At 43.8% G+C, this 9,846-nt stretch carries 11 protein-coding genes; 5 read left to right on the forward strand and 6 right to left on the reverse strand.

The features are described from left to right. Nucleotides 1–46: 46 nt before the first annotated feature. Complete coding sequence (locus BP896_RS07275; RefSeq protein WP_291767138.1) at nt 47–1,180, reverse strand: PhoH family protein; 1,134 nt, start codon at nt 1,178–1,180, stop codon at nt 47–49. 172 nt (nt 1,181–1,352) lie between these two features. Continuing rightward, the gene (locus BP896_RS07280) at nt 1,353–2,360 is read right to left on the reverse strand and encodes a phosphate signaling complex PhoU family protein (RefSeq protein ID WP_291767140.1); all 1,008 of its coding nucleotides are present in this window, start codon (nt 2,358–2,360) and stop codon (nt 1,353–1,355) included. Between the two features lie 309 nt (nt 2,361–2,669). On the opposite strand from BP896_RS07280, the gene BP896_RS07285 reads away from it, so the two are divergent. From BP896_RS07285 to BP896_RS07295, 3 genes are all read left to right on the forward strand, one after another. Next, a complete protein-coding gene (locus BP896_RS07285) occupies nt 2,670–2,885 on the forward strand; it encodes a 30S ribosomal protein S27ae (RefSeq protein ID WP_291767142.1) in 216 nt (71 codons plus the stop codon). Between the two features lie 105 nt (nt 2,886–2,990). Then, the gene (kae1, locus tag BP896_RS07290; protein WP_291767143.1) at nt 2,991–3,980 is read left to right on the forward strand and encodes a KEOPS complex N(6)-L-threonylcarbamoyladenine synthase Kae1; all 990 of its coding nucleotides are present in this window, start codon (nt 2,991–2,993) and stop codon (nt 3,978–3,980) included. Between the two features lie 214 nt (nt 3,981–4,194). Then, nucleotides 4,195–4,605 (forward strand): translation initiation factor IF-2 subunit beta, encoded by a 411-nt coding sequence (locus tag BP896_RS07295; protein WP_291767144.1) that lies wholly within the window; start codon nt 4,195–4,197, stop codon nt 4,603–4,605. Between the two features lie 38 nt (nt 4,606–4,643). Here the strand turns inward: BP896_RS07295 and BP896_RS07300 are convergent, their stop codons facing one another. Genes BP896_RS07300 through BP896_RS07310 form a run of 3 tightly spaced genes read right to left on the reverse strand, consistent with a single transcriptional unit; the run spans nt 4,644 to nt 7,632 of the window. Next, entirely contained in the window at nt 4,644–5,075 is a 432-nt protein-coding gene (locus BP896_RS07300) for a metal-dependent transcriptional regulator (RefSeq protein ID WP_291767145.1), read from the reverse strand. A 54-nt stretch (nt 5,076–5,129) separates the two neighbouring features. Further along, nucleotides 5,130–6,500 carry a pyruvate kinase gene (pyk, locus tag BP896_RS07305; protein ID WP_291767146.1) on the reverse strand — a complete coding sequence of 457 codons (1,371 nt, stop codon included), beginning with the start codon at nt 6,498–6,500 and terminating at the stop codon, nt 5,130–5,132. 46 nt (nt 6,501–6,546) lie between these two features. Then, nucleotides 6,547–7,632, reverse strand: coding sequence for a galactokinase (locus tag BP896_RS07310; protein WP_291767147.1), 1,086 nt, complete (start codon nt 7,630–7,632; stop codon nt 6,547–6,549). 38 nt (nt 7,633–7,670) lie between these two features. Between BP896_RS07310 and galT the strand changes: the two genes are divergently transcribed. Both galT and BP896_RS07320 read left to right on the forward strand, forming a co-directional pair. Further along, a complete protein-coding gene (gene galT, locus BP896_RS07315; RefSeq protein ID WP_291767148.1) occupies nt 7,671–8,654 on the forward strand; it encodes a galactose-1-phosphate uridylyltransferase in 984 nt (327 codons plus the stop codon). Nucleotides 8,655–8,812: 158 nt separating this feature from the next. After that, nucleotides 8,813–9,325, forward strand: coding sequence for an METTL5 family protein (locus BP896_RS07320; RefSeq protein WP_291767150.1), 513 nt, complete (start codon nt 8,813–8,815; stop codon nt 9,323–9,325). A 170-nt stretch (nt 9,326–9,495) separates the two neighbouring features. Here the strand turns inward: BP896_RS07320 and BP896_RS07325 are convergent, their stop codons facing one another. Beyond that, nucleotides 9,496–9,729 (reverse strand): hypothetical protein, encoded by a 234-nt coding sequence (locus BP896_RS07325; protein ID WP_291767151.1) that lies wholly within the window; start codon nt 9,727–9,729, stop codon nt 9,496–9,498. Nucleotides 9,730–9,846 lie beyond the last annotated feature (117 nt).

Genomic DNA, 9,846 nt, shown 5'->3' on the forward strand with positions numbered 1-9,846 from the left:
TGCAGAATATTTATACGACAATAGGCGAATTAGTCAGTTGATGCTATTACTCTGAGGGCTGCTCCTCCTCAACAGCCCTCACACCAATGTTTAATAGCCTCTTGAAAACCCTATCAAGAAGCCTAATGTAGATTCCCTTAGGCCCAACGAAGGCTCCCATTTCCCTCCTTAAGGTCACCTGTAGTTCAGGCCCAGCGAAGTCAACATCAACAATATGCTTAGTTATCCAACTCATTGGGTGTATTGTTCTAATCCACTGCTTGAAGTCCAGGTTCATTTCAACTGTTCTAATTAGCTTGAAGCCCGAATCATTCTCAATTGCCTTAATCCTCTCCCCACCCTTACCCACAACCCTACCTAAGTAACCCTCCTTAGCAACTATTAGCGCATCTGGAACATTCTCTGATTTTATATCTAGGCTTTCCTTAATATCCCTAAAGCCCACCACTGTGACTACATCTGCATCTGGGGCATGAACCCTTATAACGTCTATTAGCTTCTTCTCATCATCATTTAGGCCCCTCCTCCTTAGCCTAAGCTCAAACATTAGCTTAAGGCCCCTCTTAGCCCCAGGCCTAATTATATCCTTTAAACCCAGGTCAACTACCATGGCTTTCTCCTCATTAAGAAGAACCTCCCTCATTAATGTTGCGCCATCCTTCTCAATACCCAATGGCCTCTGCAGTATTGGGTCACCAGCGATAATTAACCTAGCGTTCCTACCCATCCTCATGAGGACTTCAGCAGCATTCTCAGGGGGAGCATGCTGCGCATCATCAAGCAGTATAACTGATTCATCAAAGGTCCTACCCCTTAGGTAATTAACATCAGTTACAATGACTCTACCATCCCTAAGCATCTTCTCTACATCATCCCTGGACACCATGTAACCCAGTATGTCGTATAAGTATTGACCAGCAACCCTGTAATATAAGTCACCCAACTCCTCGGGGGATTCAAGCCTACCGCTAGTTATATCTATTAGGGGCCTGGCTATTATGAGCCTCTTAAACCGGCCACTTAATACTGCTGAAATACCGTAGATTACCGTTATGAAGCTTTTACCAGTTCCAGTTGGGCCAAAGGCTCCAATAACCTCATTGCTATCATCCTTAAGCACATTAATTAACCTCTCCTGCCCCGTGGTAAGTGGCTTAACGTTATCGAATAGGCTGGACATCAATGAACCTTACCTCACCTTACTTTTAAACTTTATAAGATAAAGGCCAATCATTTAAACCACAAACAGTGGGTAAGGCAGTGTAATTAAATAATGCAATCATTAATCCTGTTTACTGAAATTTAAGTATTATTAAGGTAGTTCATTAATACGAACCTAGTTAATGTAGAATTCATAAGTATGTGTCAAGGGTTATTTCAGCGATATCGTAGGCGTAGGCCGCTAACCTACCTACTGATTCAATCACTAGGTTTAACGGCCCCGTTATGTTATAGGCCTTAAGCGCATTATTAACCTCAACCCTCCTTTGCGCTATATTATTCCTCATATCCAACACTGCCTGAGCCTTATCAACATCCTTGCTTAGGAAGGAGGATACTGCGGATTTATGAAGATCATTAACCTCATCACCAAGGGTCAGTATTAGGTTCGCCACATCCTCACTAATTGAACCAACCTCAAGCATCCATTGAGCAATCCTCCAGGAGTGGTCACCTGACCTTTCAAGTGACTTAGAGACTAATAGGCAGGATAAGAGCTCAGGCCTATCATCAATTTCAACACTCTTCACACTTATTAAACCATTAACAGCCATGTTTATTAACCTGTGTATAAGCATGTAATTCCTATCAACGTCATAATCCCTATCCATAATATCCCTGGCCACGCTAAGCCTCTCCTCAGGATCCATTTTAATTAGACTTAAGGCATCCTTAAACATCCCTGACACAACATTACTCATCCTAGCTATGAAGCTTTTAATAGGCATGTTGCTGGTGGGGGATAGTACAGTTACCTTAACTTCACCATTACCGTAACTTATGGTTTCAACTATGGGTACACGGACACTAATCTCCCTGGTGACTTCATCAATCAATTCCCTATCAATACCATTAGTGAACATAACCCTAATTACCTGGGCACCCTTAATGAATGCGCTTATAACCCTCCTAATGACTGAATCAGAACTCTCACCTGGCTTAACCTCAATAACCCTCTGGGTTTCAACATCATGAACCATTAATGCAGGTAATACAGCAATCTCATAACCCCTAAACTCCAGGTAAACTGGATTACCCGCATTAATCCCAAGTACCTCAGCCCACCTCTTGGGTATAGTTACAGCTAATGAGGACTTACCTGCCACTTGAATTTTCCTAACCTCAATGGGGTTCTTCACGTGGACACTACCTTGGTTAAGCCTAATAAAGGTTGTTCCTTACCCATTACTTTAAGTATTGTTTAATCATTAAGGCCACTTTACGCATTATCCTTAACCCATCATTGAAGCAGTAAGTAGAGTGCCTAGGTTTTAGCATTCATTGCAATTATTAATAAGCCTCATTACCCCGCACCGTTTACGGGGTTAATTAACCTTGAGGATACAGGAGGCACTTGGCTTTACAGCCTCAGCCCACTTAATAGCAGGAAAATGAAAGGTTACGTGAAAGTATTACGGACAGCTATTTTTAAAAAGGGAGCTCACTGCATGTTGAGTATGAGTAAGGCTGTTAAGGCAAGGGCACACACGTGGTATACCATAGACATGGAGAAGGGCGTGTTTAGGTTTAATAAGAGGCTATGCCCTAGGTGTGGTTCAGTGATGGCTTACCATAAGGAACCAGTACCCAGGTGGCATTGTGGCAAATGTGGTTACACCATATTTGAAAGTCAAGCACCAAGGCAGAGGCCAAGGCAGAGGTAAGTGAATTAAGGACCCATAATTAGCATATTTACCCTTAAGGTGATTGAAATGAATTCATTATAAGTTGAGTTATAATTTAAATAGAACCTAAGGCATATGATGCATATGATAGTTCTCGGTATTGAATCCACAGCCCACACCATAGGGGTGGGGGTAGTCGATGATGATGGAGTATTAGCTAATGAGAATGAAACATATACGCCGCCTCAAGGCTCAGGCATTCACCCCAGGGAGGCTGCAGATCATCATGCAGTGAAGGCACCGTATTTAGTTAAGAAGGCTTTAGATAAGGCTAGGGTTAAGTTAAGCGACCTTGATGCAGTAGCCTTCTCTCAAGGACCCGGCTTAGGGCCAGCCTTAAGGGTTGGGGCAACTGTGGCTAGGTTCATAGCGATTAAGTATGGTAAACCACTTGTACCTGTCCATCATGGGGTAGCCCACATTGAGATAGCTAAAATGACCACGGGCGCTAAGGACCCGTTAGTACTCTTGGTCTCAGGTGGGCACACCATGGTAACCGCCTACTCAGGTGGTAGGTATAGGGTCTTTGGGGAGACGATGGACATATCTGTGGGTAATTGCCTCGACATGTTCGCCAGGTTCCTTGGCCTACCTAACCCTGGTGTGCCGCACCTTGAGGAATGCGCCAGTAAGGGTAAGGTGATGCTGGAATTACCCTACACTGTTAAGGGGCAAGACATGTCCTTCGCAGGCCTATACACTGCAGCGGTGAAGTTAGTTAAGGGAGGGAAGAGGGTTGAAGACGTTTGCTTATCCATAGTTAACACAGCATACTACATGCTTGCTGAGGTAACTGAGAGGGCCTTAGCGCTACTGGGTAAGAGGGAGATTGTGTTGGCTGGTGGTGTTGCTAGGAGCCCCATATTAAGGAACATAATGGAGATTGTTGCATCAGAATACACGGCAACCCTGCACGTTGTCCCTCCTGAATATGCAGGTGATAATGGTGCCATGATTGCTTGGACTGGTTTACTAGCCTATAAAAGCGGCGTAACCATTAGTATTGAGGATAGTGTAATCAAGCAGAGGTGGAGGATTGATGAGGTTCCAATACCCTGGGTTAAGTTACAGTAGTTTCCCTTAAGATCAGGTTCCTCAACCACATGGCTAAAGATCACATAATTAATCACCATGGCTCCTCTAGGCAGCTTATTAGCAAAGCCTTTTCAATACCCTAAGTTTCAAGAAACCACGATTAAATATGTTAATACAGTAATCATCTAAGCCGGCATCATTAGCCTTAAGTGATTCCTATACACTTATAAGTGGGTACTGTGGGGTTTGTTTAATGTCAGTGGATCCAACTTACCTTAAGTTACTTGAAAGAGCCTACAAGATAGTGACTCCTAAGGTTGAGAGGAGGAGGGAGATACCTAAGCTTAGCGTTGAGATTGAACCCAGGAGGACCATAATTAAGAACTTTAAGGACATAGCTGATAGGTTAAATAGGGATGTTACCCACATGGCTAGGTTTTTCATTAAGGAACTGGCTGTACCGGGTAATGTTGACTCTAATGGATCCCTAGTAATATATGCTGAACGCACTCCAAGAACCCTTGAGGCAGTTTACGATAGGTATATTAAACTTTATGTGACGTGCCCAGTCTGCGGTTCCATAGACACTTACCTTACTAAGGAGGATAGAATATACGTATTAGTTTGCACAGCCTGTGGAGCCAGAACCCCTAGGAGGGCTTAAGATAAAGGCCACTGAACCACCGGCTAATGCTGCCTTAATTAATGCTTACCCGTTGCATTTAATGCCGCGTCCTCAAAGGTTATGGGCTTACCATGGGGGCAGGAACTTGGCTTACCCATATTCTCGTAGAGCTTCCTGAGAACTTCAATAGGCATTGTCGTCTCCATTTTTGATGCAAGCCTGCAAGCCTCCTCAACACTGAAGCCTAGGCTAACGAGCCAGGTTTCAATTATCCTATGACTATTATCAACCAACTCAAGAAGCATCCTACCGTCACTTGTTAGGCAGACTCCATCAGGGTTCTTAGTTACGAAACCCTTTGAGGCTAAGTGGTTAATCTCCTCATAGACGCTTGATGCTGACCTACCTAGCTTCCTGGATAATGATGTTATCGATATTGGTGAACCTTCATTATTAATGGCCCTTAAATACTCAAGCTCCTTCACAGTAACCTCCCCCAAGTCAACCATATGTTGAATCCAGGGGAGGTGTTTAAATAGCTTAGGTCTTAATTTACACATGAACTAGGCCCTAATGAGTTTAATCACATGCTCATACTCACCTACACCTGGTCTAAGGCCATATGTTAATATTACTAGGTCGCCGTGCTTTATTAAACCCTCCTTAATGTATGTGTTTAAGGTATCCACCATACCCTTATCGTAGTCCTGGTCATTAATGACCCTAGCCTCAACACCCCAAAGCAGCTTAAGCCTACGGAACACTGTATCACTTGGGGTACCAACCAATACCTGTACTTTAGGCCTATACCTGGAAAGCCTAATGGCGGTTAAACCACTCTTAGTGAAGACCACTATCTTTGCACCTATGCTATTAGCTAACTCAGCAACCCCTAATGCAAACCTCATCCTCTCATCAAATATAGTTAAATCAGCCCTAAAACCTGGGGTTACTTGATCATCGTAGTTATCCACTATTCTCCTAAGCCACTCAACGGCTTCAATTGGGTAATTACCCATTGTTGTTTCATCAGTTAAAAGCAGTGAGTCAACACCCTGAAGCACACTGGTCATTACATCAACTACCTCCGCCCTAGTGGGTACTGGGTTATTAACCATAGATTCAAGGAGTTGAGTAGCCACCATTACTGGCTTACCGCAGGCATGCGCTGCTGTAATTATCTTCTCCTGAATCTTAGGAACCTCCTCCAGGTTAAACACCATGCCTAAGTCACCCCTAGCCACCATGACGTAGTCAGCATTGCAAGCTACATCCCTTATACTCCTTATTGCGCTGGCCGTCTCAACCTTAACAATAATCATTGGTGCGTAGTTGAGGCTCCTTAAGTACTCCTTAGCGTTCTCAATATCTTCAACACTCCTAACGTGGCTTAACCCAAGGTACTCTAGGTTATACTTAGCGGCAACCTTAATGGCCTCCTTATCCCTATCCCCAAGTATTGGGAGCGGGTAGTCCTTATTCATTATTGTTATTGACTTATGCGTCCTAATTATGCCGTTTGTTAAGGCTACTGCAGTAACCTCATTATTACCTTTACTAACCACCTCAAGCTTTATCCTACCATCATCCATTATAATTACGTCACCCTTATCAATAATACTGAAGAACTCCTTAACAGGCACTGGTACGTAACCCTTACCCTCATTAGCCAGTTTAAAGGTTAATGAATCACCCTTACTGAAGGGTAAGTCAACCATTTCACCAGTTCTTACCCCTGGCCCCGGTAAGTCACCAAGTATGGGGATGCTTGGGTTAATCCTCCTAATTAACTCAATCCTACTTACCCATGTATTTAAGTCGCCGTGGGAGAAGTTAACCCTAGCCCCATCAATTAACTTAATTAGCTTCTCAGCAACCTCAGGCTTCTCCGATGAGGGCCCAATTGTAGCCACTATCTTAACTTTACTAACCATACGGCAACCTTACCTTAACCCTTTTTAAATAAATCACGCTAATATTTTAGGACACACCCTGGTCAATCGACACAACCCAACCCCTCCACCTACTTTTAATTGAATCAAGGATCCTCTCAGCCTCCTTCCTACCCTCAGCTAAGGCCACTATTGAACCACCCATGCCTGCACCACTTATCTTAGATCCTAATGCACCATTGTCGTCAAGGGCCCTCTTAATATCCTCAAGCTCCGGTATACTGACCTCGTATAAGTCCCTAAGTAACCTATGCTGCTCATTCATAACCTCTCCCAAAACCCTCCTATCTGGCTTACTCTTCCTCAATTCAGCTATAGCCTTCTTAGTTGACTCATTCATGAGTATTGTGAACTCAAGCCTCTTCCTATGTACATCACTCAGCGTGTTTAAGTAATCCTTAGCCACTGAGGCTAACCAATCCCAGTCAACCTCATCAAGTGGCTTATTTAACTTATCCCATTGACTCCTCGGCATGGACTCCTTAAGCAAACTGAGGGCCTCCCTAAGTTCCCTCTGCCTAACAGTATGCACATTCATTGTACTATGCCTAACCCCTGAGTCAACCACAATGAAGTCAAGGTCCTTAACACCCAGTTCCTCAACCCTGTAGGGTACCCTGGCCTCCAGTATTATTAATCCCCCGTATGATGAGGAGTATTGGTCGAGCCTACCGCAGGGTATACCCATTACATTGTGTTCAGCCTCATAGGCTAATTCAGCAATATCCCTCTTAGATAATCCTAAGCCATACGCTTTATTAAACCAGTTCACCACTGAAACCAGCAACGCTGCACTACTAGCTAACCCTGAACCCACAGGTACATTACTTCTTATTGTTAATTCAGCACCACCTATGAAGTAACCGTGCATTGATAAAGCCTTCAAGGCGGCTAACACGTAGCTACTCCATTGCCCAACCTTCAATTCATCACTAACCCTTAACTCGGCCTCCTCATTCATGTTGATTGACTTAACCTTAATAACATCACCCATTCTCAACTCCCCCTCGACAATAGTCCTTAAGTCCACTGCAGCTGGAATAACGGGTAATCCCTTATAGTCCTGGTGCGTATTAAATAAATCCACTCTACCTGGGGCTGATGAAGTTATCATTGATAATGCATTTAACCAACCTTAATAAGCACTAACCCATGGTAATGGAGCTTAGGTATAATCCATTAATAGGTGAGTGGATAATGGTGTCGAGCGTTAGGGAGGCTAGGCCGTGGCAGCCCAGTGACCGTTGCCCATTTGATGAGGGTAATGAGGAGACTGGGATAGGTTGGCGCTTCCTAATACTGCCTAATAAATTCCCCATGCTTTCACCCAATGCCCCGAAGGTGCATGGCGTTGATGGCTTTAAGGCTAGGCGTTCCCTAGGCTACTGTATGGTTATTGTTGAGTCGCCTAGGCATGACCTTAAGGACCTGCATGAAATACCCCTAGATGACTTAGCATTAGTGATGAGGGGTGTTAGGGATGAGATGATTAAACTTGAGGGCAGCGGCTTCGTGAAGTACATTTACTTCTTTAGGAATAAGGGTAAGGAGATAGGCGTATCCTTAACTCACCCGCATAGCCAAATGTACGCTTTACCCTACGTACCCCTGAGGATTAGGCTTGAGTTAAGGAACATGAGGAGGTACATGAGGCGTACTGGTAAGTGCCTATTATGCAGTATACTTGATGAGGAGGTTAAGCTTGGGGAAAGGGTACTTTACACTAATGGTGAATTCTACGTGGTGAAGCCCTACTACTCCATGTGGCCTTATGAGGTTCACGTAATACCGAGAAGGCACGTTCAGAAGATGAGCCAATTAACTGATAATGAGTTAGTTAAATTAGCTGATGCACTTAGGGTGACCACAGCAATGCTTGATAATGTACTAGGTAGGGATATGCCCTACATAATGGCCTTCCACCAGGGCCCAGTTAAGAATGATGAGTCTTACCACATGCATGTTGAATTCTACCCAATGCTTAGGGATGCTAGTAAGCTTAAGTATGCTGCCGGCGTTGAATGGGGATTATGGACCTTTACCTATGATTCACTACCTGAGGATAAGGCTAGGGAGTTAAGGGAAACCTGCCGTAAAGTTACCCCCACCCTTAATCCACTGGGTAACTGCACCTAAGCCATGGCTTTAGTTAAATATTTTAATGTAATAAGCATTGGTGCTTAAGGGGGAGCCGCATTAGAGGGAAGAAGGGACTTGAAGCCATTATACAGGATATAGGGGGATATAGTAGGCCTAAGCTTAAGCTGGAGCAGTATGTTACAGACGCTGACGTGGTGGCTGAGGTTGTTTGGCTAGCTTACCTTAAGGGGGATGTAGCTGGAAGGCGGGTTATTGACCCAACCTGCGGTACAGGTAGGTTCTCAGCGGCAGCTGCATTACTTGGTTCAATCCAAGTCATATGCTCTGATGTTGATGAAGATGCTGTAAAGGATGCTTACAGGTATTTGAGTGAACTAGGTTTACTTAATGTGGTTGATTTAGCCGTCATGGACTTTACAATGCCAGCGCTAGTAAAGCCGCTGGATACCGTATTCCAGAACCCACCCTTCGGTATATGGAGCTCTAGGGGTACTGATGTTAAGCTACTTTTAGCTTCACTTAACTTATCTAAGGTAACATACAGTATACATAAGGAGGGGACTGAGGGCTACATTACTAAGGTGGTTAAGGCATTGGGTAAAAGTGTTGAGGTTGCACGTGGATTCAAGCTAAGTATACCATACACTTATAGGCATCATAGGAAGCCAAGGAGAGTAATTAAAGTTTATGTAATTAGGGTTACGTGAAGTAGAATTAAGTAATATATTATTAGGTGAATAAATAAGCTTAAAGACTATATTAAGGCAGCCATTAGGTGAAGTACCCAAAGGCAGTTAAGCTGACCCTAACCCATGTATTATAATCAGATGCTTTAAAGCACATTTATAATTAAGGTAATTACCCCATGTAGTGTTAATTAGGCTTCAGAGGAACCCTTAAGTGATGCAATATATGAATCGCAATTCTTCCTGAATTGACAGAAGGAACAGGCCTGTGGGTTTTCCCCAATGAGCCTTCTCCTTAGGAAGGCGCAGTTCTTAACGTAATACGTGGGGAAGCACCTCCTACAGATAACCACATTACCCTTAATGTAAACAACCTCACTGAAGGGAACCTCAGCTCCACATAAGCTGCACCTAAACAACTTCACAGGAAGTACACTGAAGGCTCCTATTAATATTTTAACATATTGCGGCGTTAGCATGATTTTTAAAGCGGATAAGTTCAGTAGCCCCCATTAAAGTGAGCTGACCTCCTCCCCGCCCTG

Source organism: Caldivirga sp. UBA161 (genome assembly GCF_002506515.1).
GTDB lineage: Archaea > Thermoproteota > Thermoprotei > Thermoproteales > Thermocladiaceae > Caldivirga.

Coding starts and splice junctions, on each gene's coding strand:
- BP896_RS07310 (WP_291767147.1), bottom strand. CDS start 7,632: ATGATAACTTCATCAGCCCCAGGTAGAGTGGATTTATTTAATACGCAC.
- BP896_RS07295 (WP_291767144.1), top strand. CDS start 4,195: ATGTCAGTGGATCCAACTTACCTTAAGTTACTTGAAAGAGCCTACAAG.
- BP896_RS07275 (WP_291767138.1), bottom strand. CDS start 1,180: ATGTCCAGCCTATTCGATAACGTTAAGCCACTTACCACGGGGCAGGAG.
- pyk (WP_291767146.1), bottom strand. CDS start 6,500: ATGGTTAGTAAAGTTAAGATAGTGGCTACAATTGGGCCCTCATCGGAG.
- galT (WP_291767148.1), top strand. CDS start 7,671: ATGGTAATGGAGCTTAGGTATAATCCATTAATAGGTGAGTGGATAATG.
- BP896_RS07300 (WP_291767145.1), bottom strand. CDS start 5,075: ATGGTTGACTTGGGGGAGGTTACTGTGAAGGAGCTTGAGTATTTAAGG.
- BP896_RS07285 (WP_291767142.1), top strand. CDS start 2,670: ATGTTGAGTATGAGTAAGGCTGTTAAGGCAAGGGCACACACGTGGTAT.
- kae1 (WP_291767143.1), top strand. CDS start 2,991: ATGATAGTTCTCGGTATTGAATCCACAGCCCACACCATAGGGGTGGGG.